This is a genomic window from Thauera sp. GDN1, from assembly GCF_029223545.1.
Classification (GTDB): domain Bacteria; phylum Pseudomonadota; class Gammaproteobacteria; order Burkholderiales; family Rhodocyclaceae; genus Thauera.
Genome location: NZ_CP097870.1, coordinates 594,355 through 613,702, shown reverse-complemented (window position 1 = coordinate 613,702; position 19,348 = coordinate 594,355). Strand labels below are relative to the sequence as shown.

The following is a 19,348-nucleotide window of genomic DNA, read 5'->3' as shown; positions in this document are numbered from 1 at the left end:
AGGATCTCCAGGGGGTGTTCAAAGTCGCCCGTTAGCCGCGTAGCGGACGAGCGCGTTCTTTAAGACTGGCAACTGGCCGGTGAGGTTCATCCCGGCGTTGCGCAAGGCGGCGGCCAGCGGATTCGCGCTGCCGAACAGGCGGCTCAAGCCGTGGGTCGCATACTGCAGCAGGAAAGGCTCCTCGGCCCGTCGGCGCGCATAGGATCGCAGGACCGGCAGCTCACCCGGATCGCGCCAGGCGGGCAGCGCTCCCAGGACCTCCGCGAGCACGCGCGCGTCCTGAAAGCCGAGATTGATGCCGTGGCCGGACAATGGATGGATCGCGTGCGCGGCATCGCCGACCAGTGCGATCCGCGGACTGACCGCGGTTTCCGTCCGCATCAGCTTGAGCGGAAATGCGGCTCGCGGACTCACCAGCTCGAAGCGTCCCAGTCGGTGCTCGCCGGCCGCGGCAACCCGCGCACAGAAGTTCGCCTCCGGAAGCGCCAGCAACTCGGCGGCAAGTGCATCCGCAGCCGACCACACGATCGAAACCATGCCTTCGGGAAGCGGCAGCCAGGCCAGCACGCCTTCGGGCATGAACCACTGGAACGCGGTACCTCGATGCGGCAGTGCGCAGCGGAGATTCGCAACCACACCCATTTCGCCGTACGGCGTCACGGCGGCGCCGATCTTGGCCTCGCGTCTGACCCAGGAGTCGCGCCCATCGGCGCCCACCACCAGGGCAGCGCTCAGGGTCCGGCCGTCCTGCAGACGCAGGGTTGCGCCGCCATCTGTCACGTCGAGCGCTGCCGGTACGCCGGGGCAGAAGAGAGTGACGTTATGCTGACGCTTCAGGCTCTCCCAGAGTTCGACATGCACCAGGCTCGATTCACCGATCCAGGCCAACTCCGCAAGCCCGCTTTCATAGGCGTCGAAACGCAAGCTGCCGCCTGCGTCCCCGTGAATCAACATCTCCGCCACTGCCGTCAGGCGGGTGTGGTCGAGGTGAGCCCATACACCCAGCTCGGCGAGAAAAGCTGCGCTTGCAGGGCTGTAGGCGTAGATGCGCTGATCCCAGCCGTCCGGCCGTCTGGGTGCCCCCTGTTCCACCAGCGCGATCTTCAGATGACTGCGCCTGAGCGCCACTGCCAGGGCCGCACCGGCAAGCCCGCCACCGACAATGATGAGATCGAATTTCACGTCATTCCAAGCGTTTGGACATCAGGACGCTCATTGTGCCTCAGCCTCGGCAGTGGTGTCGCGACGCGGTTTCCGTTTGCGTGTACGGCCAAACGCCCTGATTGCGGTTGGGCGCTCAGGGCGTTTGTTTTGTGGGTTAGTCTGACGATGACCTACTTTCACGAGGGCGGACCTCACTATCATCGGCGCACGGGTGTTTCACGGTCCTGTTCGGGAAGGGAAGGGGTGGTTCCACACGGCTATGGTCGTCAGACTTTGACTTGTCACCTGCGCGGTATCGCAGGCCAAAGTAGGAAGAAGTGTTGTGTGATTGTCTGGTTTTGTTGAACCAGAGAGTCGAGTTCGTTTTGTTTTGAAGGTTATAGGATCAAGCCACACGGGCAATTAGTACCGGTTAGCTGAACGTGTTGCCACGCTTACACACCCGGCCTATCAACGTTGTGGTCTTCAACGACCCTTCAGGGGGCTCGAGGCCCCGGGGAAGTCTCATCTTGAGGCGAGTTTCCCGCTTAGATGCTTTCAGCGGTTATCTCTTCCGCACATAGCTACCCGGCGATGCGACTGGCGTCACAACCGGTACACCAGGGGTGCGTCCACTCCGGTCCTCTCGTACTAGGAGCAGGCCCTCTCAAACTTCCAGCGCCCACGGCAGATAGGGACCAAACTGTCTCACGACGTTTTAAACCCAGCTCACGTACCACTTTAAATGGCGAACAGCCATACCCTTGGGACCGGCTACAGCCCCAGGATGTGATGAGCCGACATCGAGGTGCCAAACTCCGCCGTCGATGTGAACTCTTGGGCGGAATCAGCCTGTTATCCCCAGAGTACCTTTTATCCGTTGAGCGATGGCCCTTCCATACAGAACCACCGGATCACTATGACCTGCTTTCGCACCTGCTCGACGTGTGGGTCTCGCAGTCAAGCCACCTTTTGCCATTGCACTATCAGTACGATGTCCGACCGTACCTAGGTGACCTTCGTACTCCTCCGTTACCTTTTGGGAGGAGACCGCCCCAGTCAAACTGCCCACCATGCACGGTCCCCGACCTGGATTCACAGGCCTGGGTTAGAACCTCGACGACACCAGGGTGGTATTTCAAGGACGGCTCCACCAGAACTAGCGTCCTGGCTTCATAGCCTCCCACCTATCCTACACAAGTCCCGTCAAAGTCCAATGCAAAGCTACAGTAAAGGTTCATGGGGTCTTTCCGTCTAGCCGCGGGGAGATTGCATCTTCACAAACATTTCAACTTCGCTGAGTCTCAGGAGGAGACAGTGTGGCCATCGTTACGCCATTCGTGCAGGTCGGAACTTACCCGACAAGGAATTTCGCTACCTTAGGACCGTTATAGTTACGGCCGCCGTTTACCGGGGCTTCGATCAAGAGCTTGCACCCCATCACTTAACCTTCCGGCACCGGGCAGGCGTCACACCCTATACGTCCACTTTCGTGTTTGCAGAGTGCTGTGTTTTTAATAAACAGTCGCAGCCACCGATTCTCTGCGACCCCTTTCCGCTCCAGCCGCGAGGGCTTTCACGTACGAGGGGCATACCTTCTCCCGAAGTTACGGTATCAATTTGCCGAGTTCCTTCTCCTGAGTTCTCTCAAGCGCCTTGGTATTCTCTACCAGCCCACCTGTGTCGGTTTGCGGTACGGTCACTCTATGACTGAAGCTTAGAGGCTTTTCCTGGAAGCTGGGTATCACTCACTTCGGATCCGAGGATCCTCGTCATCACGCCTCATCTAAGCCACGCGGATTTGCCTACGCGGCACGACTACACGCTTAAACCACCTATTCCAACAGATGGCCGAGCTAACCTTCTCCGTCCCCCCATCGCATCATAGAGCGGTACAGGAATATTGACCTGTTTCCCATCGACTACGCATTTCTGCCTCGCCTTAGGGGCCGACTCACCCTGCGCCGATGAACGTTGCGCAGGAAACCTTGGGCTTACGGCGAGGGTGCTTTTCACACCCTTTATCGCTACTCATGTCAGCATTCGCACTTCCGATACCTCCAGCATCCCTTACGAGACACCTTCGCAGGCTTACGGAACGCTCCCCTACCACGTGTCAAAGACACATCCGCAGCTTCGGTTCATGGCTTGAGCCCCGTTACATCTTCCGCGCAGGACGACTCGACTAGTGAGCTATTACGCTTTCTTTAAAGGATGGCTGCTTCTAAGCCAACCTCCTAGCTGTCTGTGCCTTCCCACCTCGTTTGCCACTTAGCCATGCATTTGGGACCTTAGCTGGCGGTCTGGGTTGTTTCCCTCTTGACACCGGACGTTAGCACCCGATGTCTGTCTGCCGTATATCACTTTGCGGTATTCGGAGTTTGCTATCGCGGGGTAGATCGCAATGACCCCCCCAACGATTACAGTGCTCTACCCCCGCAAGTGTCCGTACGACGCACTACCTAAATAGTTTTCGGGGAGAACCAGCTATTTCCGGATTTGTTTAGCCTTTCACCCCTATCCACAGCTCATCCCCTAACTTTTCAACGTTAGTGGGTTCGGACCTCCAGTACCTGTTACGGCACCTTCATCCTGGCCATGGATAGATCATCCGGTTTCGGGTCTACGCCCTGCAACTCAGTCGCCCTTATCAGACTCGCTTTCGCTACGCCTCCCCTACTCGGTTAAGCTCGCTACAGAACGTAAGTCGCTGACCCATTATACAAAAGGTACGCAGTCACCCCTTACGAGGCTCCCACTGTTTGTATGCATGCGGTTTCAGGATCTATTTCACTCCCCTCCCGGGGTTCTTTTCGCCTTTCCCTCACGGTACTGGTTCACTATCGGTCGATCACGAGTATTTAGCCTTGGAGGATGGTCCCCCCATCTTCAGACAGGATTTCTCGTGTCCCGCCCTACTTGTCGCACGCTCAGACCCGCCACCGGCTTTTCGCATACGGGACTATCACCCTGTATCGTCGGACTTTCCAGACCGTTTTGCTAAGCTGATGGTTTAGTCGTGCAGGCTGCTCCGCGTTCGCTCGCCACTACTTGCGGAATCTCGGTTGATTTCTGTTCCTCGAGCTACTTAGATGTTTCAGTTCGCTCGGTTCGCCTCCTCAGACCTATGTATTCAGTCTGGGATACCCCTTGCGGGGTGGGTTTCCCCATTCGGACATCGTGGGATCAAAGCTCTATTGCCAGCTCCCCCACGCTTTTCGCAGGCTTACACGTCCTTCATCGCCTGTGATCGCCAAGGCATCCACCACATGCACTTAGTCGCTTGATCCTATAACCTTGGACCCTCTTCGATGTTGCCATCCCGAAGGCCCGCGTACAGGAACGAACTCGTTTGTGCGGCCACACCACTGCTGACAACGGTGATGTGACCAATGCAATCACACAACTTGCAGTACGCACCGGCTCGGTACGTACTGCACTTCTTCCACTTTGTTAAAGAGCGAACCTCAATGACCGGCAGCTACGCTGCCGTTCAAGAAGTAAGAGATACCGACACCGACACCGGTGCGCGTCATCTCTTACTTCTCGTCTCGAGCCTTGGACACGACTGGTGGAGCTGGTCGGGATCGAACCGACGACCTACGGCTTGCAAAGCCGCCGCTCTCCCAGCTGAGCTACAGCCCCCCACTGCTTCGAGCAACCAATTGATTGGTGGGTCTGGTTGGGTTCGAACCAACGACCCCCGCCTTATCAAGACGGTGCTCTAACCAGCTGAGCTACAGACCCTCTCATCCGAGGCTCTTCGCCTGAACAACCGATAAGTTGTGGATACTTGATGGAACAGTGGCCTGTTCTCTTGAAAGGAGGTGATCCAGCCGCACCTTCCGATACGGCTACCTTGTTACGACTTCACCCCAGTCATGAATCTCACCGTGGTAAGCGCCCTCCCGAAGGTTAAGCTACCTACTTCTGGTGAAACCCACTCCCATGGTGTGACGGGCGGTGTGTACAAGACCCGGGAACGTATTCACCGCAGCATGCTGATCTGCGATTACTAGCGATTCCGACTTCACGTAGTCGAGTTGCAGACTACGATCCGGACTACGATCGGCTTTAAGGGATTGGCTCCACCTCGCGGCTTGGCAACCCTCTGTACCGACCATTGTATGACGTGTGAAGCCCTACCCATAAGGGCCATGAGGACTTGACGTCATCCCCACCTTCCTCCGGTTTGTCACCGGCAGTCTCACTAGAGTGCCCAACTAAATGATGGCAACTAGTGACAAGGGTTGCGCTCGTTGCGGGACTTAACCCAACATCTCACGACACGAGCTGACGACAGCCATGCAGCACCTGTGTTCTGGCTCCCGAAGGCACCCTCGCCTCTCAGCAAGGTTCCAGACATGTCAAGGGTAGGTAAGGTTTTTCGCGTTGCATCGAATTAATCCACATCATCCACCGCTTGTGCGGGTCCCCGTCAATTCCTTTGAGTTTTAACCTTGCGGCCGTACTCCCCAGGCGGTCGACTTCACGCGTTAGCTGCGTCACTCAGTGCATTGCTGCTCCGAACGACTAGTCGACATCGTTTAGGGCGTGGACTACCAGGGTATCTAATCCTGTTTGCTCCCCACGCTTTCGTGCATGAGCGTCAGTACAGGCCCAGGGGGCTGCCTTCGCCATCGGTGTTCCTCCTGATCTCTACGCATTTCACTGCTACACCAGGAATTCCACCCCCCTCTGCCGTACTCTAGCCTTGCAGTCACAAACGCAGTTCCCAGGTTAAGCCCGGGGATTTCACATCTGTCTTACAAAACCGCCTGCGCACGCTTTACGCCCAGTAATTCCGATTAACGCTCGCACCCTACGTATTACCGCGGCTGCTGGCACGTAGTTAGCCGGTGCTTCTTAGTCCGGTACCGTCATCCACGCGCTATGTTAGAGCGCGCGATTTCTTCCCGGCCGAAAGAGCTTTACAACCCGAAGGCCTTCTTCACTCACGCGGCATGGCTGGATCAGGCTTGCGCCCATTGTCCAAAATTCCCCACTGCTGCCTCCCGTAGGAGTCTGGGCCGTGTCTCAGTCCCAGTGTGGCGGATCATCCTCTCAGACCCGCTACGGATCGTCGCCTAGGTGAGCCTTTACCTCACCTACTAGCTAATCCGACATCGGCCGCTCCAATCGCGCGAGGTTCCAAAGAATCCCCCGCTTTCCCCCTCAGGGCGTATGCGGTATTAGCGTACCTTTCGATACGTTATCCCCCACGACATGGGCACGTTCCGATGCATTACTCACCCGTTCGCCACTCGCCGGCAGGCCGAAGCCCCCGCTGCCGTTCGACTTGCATGTGTAAAGCATGCCGCCAGCGTTCAATCTGAGCCAGGATCAAACTCTTAAGTTCAATCCAGCAAAGTACTCAAATAACTGACTTACATCAGCATGAGCACCTAATCATTGTGAAACCAAATCGCCGAAACGATCCGACCACAACCACCAAGCACCCACACTTATCGGTTGTTCAACTTTTTAAAGAGCGCCGCATTCGCTGCAGCAGAGAGGCGAAATTATGATCAACTTCGATTTCGCTGTCAAGCACCTCGAGAATCTTTTTTCCAACCGCCCCGGCTCAACACCGAAACAAAAGACCCCAAAGCACCCACTCCACCCCTCGCCTTCCGCACCACTCCGCTTCCGTAGAAACCGCCGCAGCGCCGAAGAGCTGCGCATTATAGACATCAAAAAAAACGCGTCAACAACAATCGAAAGATGAAAAATCTATCAGGCGATAAGCAGCGGGGCCGTGGGAATCACCGCCGAACCGCCACCCCCACCAGGAGCCCGGCTCAATACATGCCGGGCGCGGCTGCGTAGTTCTCGAAGCGCGTGTTCTCGCCAATGAAGGTCAGGCGGACCGTCCCCGTCGGACCGTTACGGTGCTTGCCGATGATCAGCTCCGCCGTTCCCTTGTCCGGGGAGTCGGGGTTGTACACCTCGTCGCGGTAGATGAACATGATGATGTCCGCGTCCTGCTCGATGGCACCCGATTCGCGCAGGTCGGACATCACCGGGCGCTTGTTGGGGCGCTGCTCGAGACTGCGGTTGAGCTGGGATAGAGCCATGATCGGCACATTCAGCTCCTTGGCCAGCGACTTCACCGAGCGCGAGATCTCTGACAGCTCGGAAGCGCGGTTGTCGCCTTCGCGGGTACCACTCATCAGCTGCAGGTAGTCGATCACGATCAGGCCCAGCTTGCCGCACTGGCGCGCCAGCCGGCGGGCACGCGCACGCAGGTCGATCGGATTGAGGCCCGGAGTCTCGTCGATGAACAGTGGCGCGTCGTAGAGCTTGCCCATCGCCATCGTCAGCCGCTGCCAGTCGTCGTCGGTCAGCCGGCCGCTGCGGATCTTCTGCATGTCGATGCGGCCGACCGAGGAGATGAAACGCGTCGCGAGCTGGGTGCCCGGCATTTCCATCGAAAAGATCGCCACCGGCAAGCGCTGCTCGATCGCGATGTGCTCGGCGAGGTTGAGGGCAAAGGTCGTCTTGCCCATCGCCGGGCGACCGGCGACGATGATCATGTCCGAAGGCTGCAGGCCGGAGGTCTTGTCATCCAGGTCGACCAGGCCGGTGGGCACGCCCGTCACCTCGGAGGGATTGTCGCGATCGTAGAGCTCCTGCACCCGATCCACCACCTGTTTCAGGATGGGCTGGATCGACACGAAGCCGCTCGCATGGCGCGCACCCGCCTCGGCGATCTCGAACACCTTGGCCTCCGCCTCGTCCAGCAGCGCCTTGGCATCCTTGCCGGAGGGACTGAGCGCGCTCGCGGCGATCTCATCACCCACCGCCACCAGCTTGCGCAGGATGGCGCGCTCGCGCACGATCTCGGCGTAGCGCCGGATGTTGGCCGCCGAGGGCGTGTTGTTGGCGATCTCGGCGATATAGGCCAGGCCGCCAGCCTGCTCGGCCTCGCCGTTCTTCTCCAGCGACTCGAATACGGTGACGACGTCAGCCGGCCGCCCCTGATCGACCAGCTTGGTGATGTGGCGGTAGATGCGGCGGTGGTCGTCGCGATAGAAATCCGCTTCATTCACCAGGTCCGCGATCCGCTCCCAGGCCTGGTTGTCGAGCAGGATGCCGCCGATCAGCGACTGCTCCGCCTCCAGCGAATGCGGCGGCAGCTTGATCTGCGAGATCTGCGGATCGGCAGGAAAATCGGAAAACCGGGAGGGCGCGGAACTCATCGGGAACACCATCTATGCCTCAATGCGCCATTGTAGCGACAGGCCGGAAGACGAAAGGGCGCGCACAAAGTAAAAAAGGGCTGCACCCGGCAGCCCTTTCTTGCTTCTACTCGCGAGCGAGAGATTACTGCTCGGCCGCCACCACGACGGTGATGTTGGCCAGCACGTCGGCGTGCAGCGAAACTTCGAGCTGGGTCTCGCCGACTTGCTTGAGCGGGCCTTCCGGCATGCGGATGGCGGAACGCTCGATGTCGAAACCCTTTGCGGCAAGCGCCTCGGCGATGTCGGCATTGCCGACAGAACCGAACAGGCGGCCGTCCATACCGGCCTTGCGGGCGACTTCGACGCTGACGCCTTCCAGCTTACCCGCCAGCTCCTGAGCGGCGGTGAGCTTTTCGGCCTGGGCGCGCTCGAGCTCGGCGCGACGAGCTTCGAACTCGGCCAGGTTGGCCTGGGTGGCACGCTTGGCCTTGCCTTGCGGGATCAGGTAGTTGCGGGCGTAGCCGTCCTTGACCTTGACCACGTCGCCGAGACCACCGAGGTTCACGACCTTCTCGAGAAGAATGATCTGCATGTTTCCGTTCTCCTCTTACTGGTGCAGGTCGGTGTAGGGCATCAGGGCCAGGAAGCGGGCGCGCTTGACGGCGACCGACAGCTGGCGCTGGTAACCGGCCTTGGTGCCGGTGATGCGGGCCGGCATGATCTTGGCGTTTTCGGTGATGAAGTCCTTCAGCACGTCGACGTCCTTGTAGTCGACTTCCTCGACCTTCTCCGCGGTGAAGCGGCAGAACTTGCGACGCTTGAACAGACCACGACCGCCACGGTCGTCCTTCTTCTTGAACTTGGATTTCGGCTTGAAGGCCATTTTCAGTTTCCTTCGAGAAATTCGATAGTGTTCAGATGCAGAACCGGGGTTCGGCTGCGCAGGCTCTTTGCAGCGAGGAATCCGGTGGCGCGCAGCGCACTACCCGGAACCGCCGCAGTCAGCACCGCCGCCAGATCGCCCAACGCCACCGCCTGCACTTCCACCGAAACATCGCGGCTCAATCCCGCTTCGAACTGTTTCGATTCGTGTACCAGCACGCAACTTGCGATCGGCACACCGGCAGGGGTTCGACGCAGCGGCAGCAATTCGGCCACGCGCGCATCGAGGCGCAGTTCGTTCAGACCCGGCTCAGGCACCTCAGGCGGCAGCGGCTTCGCTGTCGGCCGGCTTGTCTTCGGAAGCGGTGCTCAGCGAGCGCGACTTCTCTTCCTTCATCATCGGCGAAGGCGTGGTGACGGCCTTCTTCATCTTGATGGTGAGGTGACGGAGCACGGCGTCGTTGAACTTGAACGAGTGCTCGAGCTCGGCCAGCGTCTCGCCGTCGCACTCGATGTTCATCAGCACGTAGTGGGCCTTGTGCACCTTCTGGATCGGGTAGGCCATCTGGCGGCGCCCCCAGTCTTCCAGGCGGTGGATCTGGCCGTTGCGAGCCGTCACGATGGACTTGTAGCGCTCGACCATCGCCGGCACCTGCTCGGACTGGTCCGGGTGCACGATGAATACGATTTCATAATGTCGCATGCAAACTCCTTGCGGTTGGTTGTTGCAGCCCCCCGGCATGCGGTCCGGTGGAGCAAGGGAAGCCGGTCAATATAACAAGAAAGTCCGAGAAATCAAAGAACACCCTCAAGCACCGGCGAGCGGACGCACCGCTACAAAAGCCCGCTTACACTCTGCGACTGCCTCTCGATGCCGGCTCGCCTACTATCGAAATCGACAGGGCCACGCCCCTGCAACGACAACACGAACGAGGCAGACCATGAACACCACCCTGACCCGCAAGATCGTCACCGCCCTGGTGTGCGGCGGAATCCTTGCCGTTGCCGCACCTGCCGCACATGCCGACCGAGGTGATCGCGGCCCGCACTGGGGCCATCAGAAGCATCACTACAAGCACGACCACAAGCATCGTCGCCACTGGGACGAGCGCACCGTTTACCGCGAGAAGGTCATCATCCGCGAACGCCCGCGCTACTACCGCGAGCCGGTGGTCCACCACCACTACTACGAGCGCCCTTATCGCTCCTACAGCTACAGCCGCTCGCCCGCGGTGGTGATCGGCGTGGACATCCCGCCGCTGGTGATCCCGCTGCGCTGATCGGCTCGCGACCGTCCAGGCCCGCCGCCCGTCAACGCGGGCGGCTTTCCCAGATCTTCTGCAGCCGCTTGACCGACACCGGCATCGGCGTCTTCAGTTCCTGCGCATAAAGCCCGACGCGCAGTTCTTCCAGCAGCCAGCGGAATTCCTCCAGTGCGGGGTCCTCGATCCCGGCGCGCCGACGCGCGAGGCGCTCGCGCTCCCAGGCCTGGGCAAGTGCCTTCCACTCGCCCATGGCCTGCGCATCACGCGCAGGATTGTTGCGAAGTTTGTCCAGACGCACCGACGCCCCCTTCAGGTAACGCGGGAAATGCGCCAGCCTTTCCCACGGGAACGCGACCAGGAAGTCCTTCGGCAGCAGCATGGAGAGCTGGACCTGGATGTCGGCCACCACCTCGGGGAAGGTCTTGAGGCCCGAAAGGCGTTTCTGCAATGCACCATGCTCGGCGAGCAGCTGGCCGGCCAGGCGCATGAACTCCTGCGCGACCAGGCTCACCCGGGTCTTGGCTTCCGCACAGCGCTTCGCGAACGCATCGGCGTCCGTGGGGAGCGGCTCCAGCAGGCAGCAGCGGTTCAGCGTCGCCTCGACCAGACGGGCCTTCAGTTCGGCCTCGGTGCCGAAGCTCATGTATTGCAGTGCAAGCTCGCGCAGGCCGGGCAGGCGCTCGACCGCGCGCACCTGGTCCTTGAGGTTGAGCGCGAACAGGCGGGCGAGACCACGACGATGTACGCGCGCCGCCTCTTCCGGCGTGTCGTAGGGGCGTAGCGACACGCTGTCGCCTTCATCGTGCAGCGCCGGAAAACCGATCACCTCGCGGCCGGCGACGCGCACCTCGAGCAGCTCGGGCAAGGCGCCGAAAGTCCAGGCGGTGAAACCGGACAGGACCTGCGCCGGCGCCTCCACGGCGGCGCCCGCCAACTGAGCACCCGCATCCGGACGTCCACCGTTCCTGACCGCGCCGCCCTTTCCCGAGCGGGCCACGGCGCCCGCCGACTCCGCTTCGCGATGCCCCGCACCGGACGGCCCGCCCGTACCGGCGCCGACCGAGCCCGGCGCACGCGCAGCTCCCCCCTGCCCCGGCGCCGTGCGTCCAGCCCCGGCGGCGCTCGCCACGCCAGCGCTCGACAAGGCCCCCGCCAGCGCGCCGCCGATCTTCGCCGCGGAGAAGCGCGCCGCCACCTGCTCGCGAAAGCGCGCGCGCAACTCCATCAGGTTGCGCGACTGCCCCATCACCCGGCCGTGCTCGTCGATGACGCGGAAGTTCATGAAGCAGTGCGCCTTGAGGTTCTCGGCGCGGAAGCTCTCCAGCGGCAACTTCAGCTGCACGCGCTCCTCGACGAAGCGCTGCAGCATCTTCAGCAGCGGCTCGTCGGTATCGAACTCGCCGGCCTCGAACGCCGCCATGAAGGCCGCCGCACTCTCGGCCACCGGCTGCAGGCGGTGGCGATGCTTCTGCGGCACGGTCTTCATCAGCGCCGCGACCTTCTCTTCCAGCAGGCCGGGCACCAGCCATTCGCAGCGGTTGGCGGGGATCTGGTTGAGCATGGCCAGCGGCACCGCGAGCGTCACGCCATCGTCGGCCTCGCCGGGCTGGTGCAGATAAGTCAGCTTCAACTTCTGCCCGAGCACCTCCAGCGCAGGCGGGAAGCGGTCGGTGGTGACACCCTCGGCCTCGTGGCGCATCAACTGCTCGCGCGACAGGTACAGCAGCTTCGGTTCGGCCTTCTCGGCCGCCTTGCGCCAGGCCTCCAGGCCGGCGACGTCGCACACGTCCGCGGGCAGCTTGCTGTCGTAGAAAGCCTCGATCAACGTCTCGTCCACCAGCACGTCGGGGCGGCGCGACTTGTGCTCCAGGCGCTCGATCTCCGCCACCAGGCGCTGGTTGTGGGCGAGGAAGGCCATCGCACGCGCCGGCCCCTCCGCGATCTCGCCCTGCACCAGGCCCTCGCGGATGAAGAGCTCGCGACAAAGCGCCGGGTCGATGTCGCGGTAGGCCACGCCGCGGCGCGGGTAGATCACCAGGCCGTACAGCGTGCCGCGCTCCCAGGCGCGCACCGCGCCGGAGGACTTCGACCAGTGCGGCTCGAACACCTGGCGCTTGACCAGGTGGCCGCCGACCTCCTCCACCCACTCCGGCTCGATGCGCGCGATGCAGCGCCCGAACAGGCGCGAGGTCTCGACCTGCTCGGCGGCCATGATCCACTTGCCCGCCTTCTTCGCCAGCGCCGAGCCCGGGTGCGGCCAGAACTTGATGCCGCGCGCGCCCAGGTACGAACCCGCCTGCGGGCCCGAAGCATCGTCCACCTTGCAGCCGATGTTTCCGAGCAGGCCGGCCAGCAGCGCCTTGTGGATGGCCTCGTAGTTCGCCGGCTGTTCGTTTTCCCTCCAGCCGTGCTCCGCACATAGCGAATGCAGCTGGGTGAACACATCGCGCCACTCGCGCATGCGCATGTAGTTGAGGAAGTGCTTCTTGCACCAGGCCTTCTGCTTGCTGGACGACTCGTGGCGCTGTACCTCGTCCCAGGCCTTCCACAGGTGCCAGTACCACAGGAACTCGGACTTCTGGTCCTGCTCGCCGCCACGGAACTTCGCATGCGCCTGGTCGGCGGCACCGGGGCTGTCCTGCGGACGCTCGCGCGGGTCCTGCACCGACAGCGCAGCGGCGATCACCAGCAGCTCGGCGAGCGCCCCCCGGTCGCGCGCGGCGAGGATCATGCGGCCGATGCGCGGATCGAGCGGCAGCTTGGCGAGCTCGACCCCGATCGGGGTGAGCTTGCGCTCGTCGTCGTCGCTGACCGCCCCCAGCTCGGCGAGCAGCGCGTAGCCGTCGCCGATCAGGCGCGAGCCGGGCGCATCGATGAAGGGAAAATCCTCCACCGCGCCGAGCCTCAAGGCCTTCATGCGCAGGATCACGCCGGCGAGCGACGAGCGCAGGATCTCCGGATCGGTGTGCGGCTGACGACGATTGAAGTCGTCCTCGTCGTACAGGCGGATGCAGATGCCGTCCATCACCCGCCCGCAGCGCCCGGCGCGCTGCTGTGCGGCCGATTGCGCGATCTTCTCCACCTGCAGCTGCTCGACCTTGTTGCGCGGCGAATAGCGCTTGATGCGCGCCAGGCCGGTATCGACCACATAGCGGATGCCCGGCACTGTCAGCGAGGTCTCGGCGACGTTGGTCGACAGCACCACCCGGCGCCCGCTGGAGGGCGAGAACACGCGCGCCTGCTCCTGCGCCGACTGGCGCGCGAACAGCGGCAGGATCTCGGTGCCGGGCAGGTGGTGGGCCTTCCTCAGCGCCTCGGCGGCCTCGCGGATCTCGCGCTCGCCGGGCAGGAAGACCAGCACGTCGCCGGGGCCGCAGCGCTGCGCCTCGTCGACCGCGTCGACGAGGGCGTCCATGAGGTCGCGGCTCCTGTCCTTTGCGGAATCCCTGCCACCCTTCGCGGCGCCGCGCGCGGCCGCGGCTGGATCGAGCACCTCGCTCTCCACCGGCCGGTAGCGCATCTCGATCGGATACAGCCGGCCGGACACCTCGATCACCGGCGCCGGCTTGCCAGCGGCATCGGCAAAATGCCTGGCGAAGCGCTCGGCATCGAGCGTCGCCGAGGTCACCACCACCTTCAGGTCCGGCCGGCGCGGCAGCAGGGTCTTCAGGTAGCCGAGCAGGAAGTCGATGTTGAGGCTGCGCTCATGCGCCTCGTCGATGATCAGGGTGTCGTAGGCGGCCAGCAGCGGGTCGGTCTGGGTCTCGGCGAGCAGGATGCCGTCGGTCATCAGCTTGACGTGGCTGCGCTCGCCGGTCTTGTCGGTGAAGCGGATCTTGTAGCCCACGACCTCGCCGAGCGGGCTCTTGAGCTCCTGCGCGATGCGGCTCGCGGTGGCGCGCGCGGCCAGCCGCCGCGGCTGGGTGTGGCCGATGAGGCCGGCGACGCCGCGGCCGAGCGTCAGCGCGATCTTGGGCAACTGGGTGGTCTTGCCCGAGCCCGTCTCGCCGCAGACGATGATCACCTGGTGCGCCGCCATGGCCTCGGCGATCTCGTCGCGGCGCGCGGACACCGGCAGCTCGGGCGGAAAGTCCGGCACCGGAAGCGCCGCGCGGCGGGCGGCCAGCGCGGCGCGCGAGCGTGCGCGGAGCGCCTCGAAGTCCGCCTGCAGGCGCTCGCTGCGCGACGCGGCCCCGCCCGCGCCCGTGCTGGCCGGAGCCGCGTCGCGGGCGCGGCGCCCATCCGCGCCGGCGCGCGCCAGGTCGCGCGCCATGCGGCGCAGGCGCGGGCGGTCGGCGCTCAGGCAATCGTCGAAATTCGGCAGGTCGGACGGGCGGCGCGCGCCCCGGTGTTCAGCCCTCATGGATCCATGGTCGGGTTCGTCGAGCCGCGCATTATCGCAGGGCGCGGACGAGAACACCCGCCCGCATCGGTCCGCAGCGACGATCAGCGGCCCGCCGGTGCCTGCACGCGGAGTCTCCCGGGCAGCGCCTGCGGTGCGACAATACCCGGCGTCTCCCGATCCGCCGAGCCCGATCATGTCCGCCCACGCCATCGCCGCCGTCGTCTACAAGCCCACCGACAACATCGAGGCCCTGCTCGCCCGCGCCGCGCGCGAACTGGCCGCCCGCGGCGTCAGGCTCGGCGGCGTGCTTCAGCACGACATCGCCAGCGTGATCGACGACCCGTGCGCGATGGAACTCGAGAACCTGGAGACCGGCGAGAGCATCCCGCTGTCGCAGGAACTCGGCCGCGGCTCGGTGTCGTGCCGGGTCGATCCGGACGCGCTCGCGCGCGGCTCGATGGCAGTGCGCGGCGCGATCGGGCGCGGCGTCGATCTGGTCATCATCAACAAGTTCGGCGCCCAGGAAGTTTCCGGCGCCGGCCTGCGCGACGAGATGGGCGAGACGGTGATGGCCGGCGTGCCGCTGCTGACAGCGGTGGGCGAGCGCTTCCTGCCCGAGTGGAAGGCATTCACCGGGAACGAGGGCGCGCTGCTGCCGCCCACCCTCGACGCCATCCTGCTCTGGTGGTCGCAACTGCAGGCGCAGGGCTGAGTCGTGGACTGTCGCCCCGGCTGCGCCGCCTGCTGTATCGCGCCCTCGATCTCCTCGCCGATCCCCGGCATGGCGCAGGGCAAGCCGGCCGGCATGCGCTGCATCCAGCTCGACGAAGCCGACCGTTGCCGCCTGTTCGGCGACCCGCGCCGGCCCGCGGTCTGCGCCAGCCTGAAGCCCTCCCCGGAGATGTGCGGCGACGATCGCGCGCACGCGCTGCGTTATCTCGACAGACTCGAGGCGCTGACCTCGGGCTGAGTCGGCCGTCAGCAAGGCGCGGCGGGGATCACGGTACGGTTCGCGGCCGCCGCCATCCATCCTGCATCGTTCCTGCGGCGCAACATCGCGGGCGCTATAATCCGGCCTCCTCCCCACCCCGCTCCCCGGCCGCATGGACCTCTCCCTCCTCCTCGTCGCCCTCGTCCTCGGCATCGTCGAAGGCCTGACCGAATTCCTGCCGGTATCCTCCACCGGCCACCTGATCATCATCGGGGACCTCCTCGGCTACAACGACGACACCAGCAAGGTGTTCAAGATCGTCATCCAGCTCGCCGCCATCCTCGCCGTGTGCTGGGACTATCGCGAGCGCCTGATCAAGGTCGCGACCGGCCTGCCGACGCAGCCGAGCGCGCAGCGCTTCGTGTGGCTGCTGTTCATCGGCTTCCTGCCTGCGGCCGTGCTCGGCCTGATGTTCCACTCCACGATCAAGGGCCTGCTGTTCAACCCGATCACGGTGGCGACCGCGCTGGTGGTGGGCGGCCTGGTCATCCTGTACGTGGAAAAGCGCGCCTATCACCCGCGCATCGACGACGTGGACGAGCTGCGCTGGACCGACGCGCTCAAGGTCGGCTTCGCCCAGGCGCTGGCGATGATCCCGGGCACCTCGCGCTCGGGCGCGACCATCATGGGCGGCGTCATCTTCGGCCTGTCGCGCAAGACGGCGGCGGAGTTCTCCTTCTTCCTGGCGATCCCGACCATGTTCGCCGCCACCGCCTACGACCTGTACAAGAACTGGGCGCTGCTGCGCCTGGAAGACCTGCCGGTGTTCGCGGTCGGCTTCGCCGCCTCCTTCGTCGCCGCGATGTGGGCGGTGAAGAGCTTCATCAAGTTCATCTCCAACCACACCTTCATCGCCTTCGCCTGGTACCGCATCGCCTTCGGCATCTTCGTGCTGGCGACCTGGTACTTCGGCTGGGTGGAATGGACCGAACCCTGATCGAGCACGCACGATGATCATCTACCTGCACGGCTTCCGTTCCGCCCCGGCTTCGATCAAGGCGCAGGCGCTCAAGACGCGCATGGTCGAACGCGGCCTCGCCGACCGCTTCTGGTGCGAACAGCTCCCGGTGTCGCCGCGCGCGGCGATCGCGCTCGCCGAGGCCGAGATCGCGCGCGCCCGCACCGCCGGGCTGGATCCCACCGTGGTCGGCAGCTCGCTGGGCGGCTACTACGCCACCTGGCTCGCCGAACGCCACGGCCTGCGCGCGGTGCTGGTCAATCCGGCGGTGGTCGCGCCGCTCTCGCTCGAGGCCTATGTCGGCACCCAGGACAACATGTACACCGGCGAGCGCTTCGCATTCACCCACGCTCACATCGACGAGCTGCGCGCGATCGAGGTGGCGACGATCACCCGGCCGGAACGCTTCTGGCTGCTGCTGGAGACCGGCGACGAGGTGCTCGACTACCGCCATGCAGTGGCGAAATACGCCGGCGCCCGCCAGACCGTGCTCGAAGGCGGCGACCACGGCTTCTCGCGCTGGGGCGACTACCTGGACGCGGTGATCGCCTACGCCGGCTTGGGCGACGCCCGCGCCGCGTCCACCTGAACCCGGAGCGCAGCCGATGAGCCTCCCCACCGATCCCGACCAGCCCGGCTTCGACGCCCGCCGCTTCAAGGCCATGGAACGCGCCGGCTTCAACCGCATCGCCGCGCGCTACGCCGACGGCGCCCACCTGCGCGCCGAACTCGCCGAAGCCCTGCTCGAGGCCGCCGCACTCACCCCCGGACAGCGCGTGCTCGACCTCGCCAGCGGGCCCGGCCTGCTCGCCGGCCAGGCGGCGCGGCGCGTCGCTCCGGGCGGCGCCGTGCTCGCCACCGACATCGCCGAGGGCATGCTCGCCGAAGGCGCGCGCCGCTGCGGCGAGCACGCCGACACCCCGTGCTTCGCCGCGGCCGACGCCGAACACCTGTGCCTCGCCGACGCCAGCATGGACCGCGTGCTCGCCGGCCTCGCGCTGTTCATCTTCCCGCACCCCGAGCGCGCACTCGCCGAGATGCACCGCGTGCTGGTGCCCGGCGGCCGGGTGGCGCTGTCGGTGTGGGGCGCACGCGAGACCGTGCCGCTGATCCACCGCGCCCAGGACACCATCGCCCGCCTGCTGCCCCCGCCCAAGGTGGCGCGCCCCTCGGTGTTCCGCTACGGCGAGCCGGATGCGCTCGCCACCGCGCTCGCCGCTGCCGGCTTCGTCGACATCGACATCCGGCCGTGCGCCTTCGCCTGCCACTTCGCCGACGCCGACGCCTACTGGCAGGCTTTCCTCGACCTCGCCGGCGGCGCCGCGGAAGCGCTCGGCCGCCTGCCCGAGGCGACCCAGGCCGCGTTGCGCAACGCCGTCGTCGAGGACCTCGCCGAGCATCGCTGCGACGACGGCCGCGGCGGCTATCTGATGCCGGCGCGCACCCTGGTCGCATCGGCGCGCCGCCCGGGCTGACGCCCACCCGGCCGCTCGACGCGCGCCGGACTGCCGGGTGCGCGCCGCGCCTTCTGCGGGCATCCGCCTCGCCTCCCAATTCACGCCCCTGCCCCACTCCGTGCCCGACTCCCGCTCCCAGCCACATCACGCCACCGTAGCCGCGACCATCACGCCGCCACCCGCACCCGACCCGACCACGGTGCGCAACGGCATGCTCGCCGCGCTCTTCGCCTTCGTCGTGTGGGGGCTGGCCCCGCTGTATTTCCGCGCGTTGGGCAGCGTGCCCCCGTTCGAGATCGTCGCCCACCGCGTACTTTGGTCCGCGCTCTTCCTCGCCGGCCTGCTCGCCTTCGTGCCCTTCACCGGTGGCTTCGCGGGCGTTCGTCGCGTGTGGCAACAACCCCGGCTGCTCGCACTGCTCGCGCTGACCTCGCTGCTCACCAGCAGCAACTGGCTGGTGTTCATCTGGTCGATCGATGCCGGCCGGCTGCTCGAAGCCAGCCTCGGCTACTTCATCAACCCGCTGGTCAGCGTCGCACTCGGCGCGCTCTTTCTCGGCGAGCGCCTGCGTCCGCTGCAGGCCCTGGCGGTGGCGATCGCCTGCGCCGGCGTCGGCTGGCGGGTGTGGCAGCTCGGCAGCCTGCCGTGGATCCCGCTCTTCCTCGCCGGCACCTTCGGACTCTATGGCTTGCTGCGCAAACGTGCGCCGGTCGACGCGGTCAGTGGCCTGTTCGTCGAGACCGTGCTCGTCGCCCCGCTCGCGCTCGCCTGGCTCGGCTTGCTGCACCTGCAAGGCAGCCTGGCCTTCGGCGGCGGTGGGCTCACCGACTGGCTGCTGCCACTCACCGGCGTCATCACCGCCGTCCCGCTGATGATGTTCGCGGTCGGCGCGCGCCGGCTGCCGCTGGCCACCGTCGGCTTCCTGCAGTACATCGCCCCCAGCCTCAACTTCCTGGTCGCGGTGCTGCTGTTCCGCGAGCCCTTCGACACCACCCAGCTCGTCGGTTTTGCGCTGATCTGGCTCGCGCTCGCGCTCTACTCGGTGGACATGCTGCGCGCCGGACGCAAGGCGACCAGGGCTCGGTAGCTGCGGCGCCCCCTGCCCCGGCCTCGCGGCCGGACC

At 64.5% G+C, this 19,348-nt stretch carries 14 protein-coding genes, 2 tRNA genes and 3 rRNA genes; 7 read left to right on the top strand and 12 right to left on the bottom strand.

Annotated elements, in window-relative coordinates; genetic code table 11:
* Positions 1–18 precede the first annotated feature (18 nt).
* From CKCBHOJB_RS02695 to rpsF, 11 genes are all read right to left on the bottom strand, one after another.
* The gene (locus tag CKCBHOJB_RS02695; protein ID WP_281050495.1) at positions 19–1,182 is read right to left on the bottom strand and encodes a UbiH/UbiF family hydroxylase; all 1,164 of its coding nucleotides are present in this window, start codon (positions 1,180–1,182) and stop codon (positions 19–21) included.
* A 139-nt stretch (positions 1,183–1,321) separates the two neighbouring features.
* Positions 1,322–1,435, bottom strand: a 5S ribosomal RNA gene (gene rrf, locus CKCBHOJB_RS02690).
* Positions 1,436–1,545: 110 nt separating this feature from the next.
* Positions 1,546–4,432, bottom strand: a 23S ribosomal RNA gene (locus CKCBHOJB_RS02685).
* Between the two features lie 280 nt (positions 4,433–4,712).
* Positions 4,713–4,788 (bottom strand) — tRNA-Ala (locus tag CKCBHOJB_RS02680).
* A gap of 25 nt (positions 4,789–4,813) precedes the next feature.
* A tRNA-Ile gene (locus CKCBHOJB_RS02675) sits at positions 4,814–4,890 on the bottom strand.
* 73 nt (positions 4,891–4,963) lie between these two features.
* A 16S ribosomal RNA gene (locus tag CKCBHOJB_RS02670) occupies positions 4,964–6,502 on the bottom strand.
* The 16S, 23S and 5S rRNA genes sit together here with 2 tRNA genes alongside, the layout of an rRNA operon.
* 442 nt (positions 6,503–6,944) lie before the next feature.
* A complete protein-coding gene (gene dnaB / locus CKCBHOJB_RS02665; protein ID WP_281050494.1) occupies positions 6,945–8,345 on the bottom strand; it encodes a replicative DNA helicase in 1,401 nt (466 codons plus the stop codon).
* A gap of 124 nt (positions 8,346–8,469) precedes the next feature.
* Complete coding sequence (gene rplI, locus CKCBHOJB_RS02660) at positions 8,470–8,919, bottom strand: 50S ribosomal protein L9 (protein ID WP_281050493.1); 450 nt, start codon at positions 8,917–8,919, stop codon at positions 8,470–8,472.
* Positions 8,920–8,934: 15 nt separating this feature from the next.
* Entirely contained in the window at positions 8,935–9,210 is a 276-nt protein-coding gene (gene rpsR / locus CKCBHOJB_RS02655) for a 30S ribosomal protein S18 (RefSeq protein ID WP_133590273.1), read from the bottom strand.
* A gap of 2 nt (positions 9,211–9,212) precedes the next feature.
* A complete protein-coding gene (priB, locus tag CKCBHOJB_RS02650; protein ID WP_281050492.1) occupies positions 9,213–9,485 on the bottom strand; it encodes a primosomal replication protein N in 273 nt (90 codons plus the stop codon).
* A 43-nt stretch (positions 9,486–9,528) separates the two neighbouring features.
* Positions 9,529–9,912 carry a 30S ribosomal protein S6 gene (gene rpsF, locus CKCBHOJB_RS02645; RefSeq protein WP_281050491.1) on the bottom strand — a complete coding sequence of 128 codons (384 nt, stop codon included), beginning with the start codon at positions 9,910–9,912 and terminating at the stop codon, positions 9,529–9,531.
* A gap of 238 nt (positions 9,913–10,150) precedes the next feature.
* Between rpsF and CKCBHOJB_RS02640 the strand changes: the two genes are divergently transcribed.
* Entirely contained in the window at positions 10,151–10,489 is a 339-nt protein-coding gene (locus CKCBHOJB_RS02640; RefSeq protein ID WP_281050490.1) for a hypothetical protein, read from the top strand.
* A 31-nt stretch (positions 10,490–10,520) separates the two neighbouring features.
* Here the strand turns inward: CKCBHOJB_RS02640 and hrpA are convergent, their stop codons facing one another.
* Positions 10,521–14,837, bottom strand: coding sequence for an ATP-dependent RNA helicase HrpA (hrpA, locus tag CKCBHOJB_RS02635; RefSeq protein ID WP_281050489.1), 4,317 nt, complete (start codon positions 14,835–14,837; stop codon positions 10,521–10,523).
* Positions 14,838–15,012: 175 nt separating this feature from the next.
* Here hrpA and CKCBHOJB_RS02630 point away from each other — a divergent pair, with 175 nt between their 5' ends.
* The 6 genes from CKCBHOJB_RS02630 (at position 15,013) to rarD (ending at position 19,312) form a co-directional block, all read left to right on the top strand.
* Positions 15,013–15,531: a DUF2478 domain-containing protein gene (locus CKCBHOJB_RS02630; RefSeq protein ID WP_281050488.1), complete on the top strand. Its 519-nt coding sequence runs from the start codon at positions 15,013–15,015 to the stop codon at positions 15,529–15,531.
* A gap of 3 nt (positions 15,532–15,534) precedes the next feature.
* Positions 15,535–15,789, top strand: coding sequence for a YkgJ family cysteine cluster protein (locus CKCBHOJB_RS02625; protein ID WP_281050487.1), 255 nt, complete (start codon positions 15,535–15,537; stop codon positions 15,787–15,789).
* 133 nt (positions 15,790–15,922) lie between these two features.
* A complete protein-coding gene (locus CKCBHOJB_RS02620) occupies positions 15,923–16,747 on the top strand; it encodes an undecaprenyl-diphosphate phosphatase (protein ID WP_281050486.1) in 825 nt (274 codons plus the stop codon).
* A 13-nt stretch (positions 16,748–16,760) separates the two neighbouring features.
* Positions 16,761–17,357 carry a YqiA/YcfP family alpha/beta fold hydrolase gene (locus tag CKCBHOJB_RS02615; protein ID WP_281050485.1) on the top strand — a complete coding sequence of 199 codons (597 nt, stop codon included), beginning with the start codon at positions 16,761–16,763 and terminating at the stop codon, positions 17,355–17,357.
* Between the two features lie 16 nt (positions 17,358–17,373).
* Positions 17,374–18,243, top strand: a complete 870-nt coding sequence (locus tag CKCBHOJB_RS02610; RefSeq protein WP_281050484.1) for a methyltransferase domain-containing protein — start codon at positions 17,374–17,376, stop codon at positions 18,241–18,243.
* 193 nt (positions 18,244–18,436) lie between these two features.
* Positions 18,437–19,312, top strand: a complete 876-nt coding sequence (gene rarD / locus CKCBHOJB_RS02605) for an EamA family transporter RarD (RefSeq protein ID WP_281051737.1) — start codon at positions 18,437–18,439, stop codon at positions 19,310–19,312.
* The last annotated feature ends 36 nt before the right edge of the window (positions 19,313–19,348 follow it).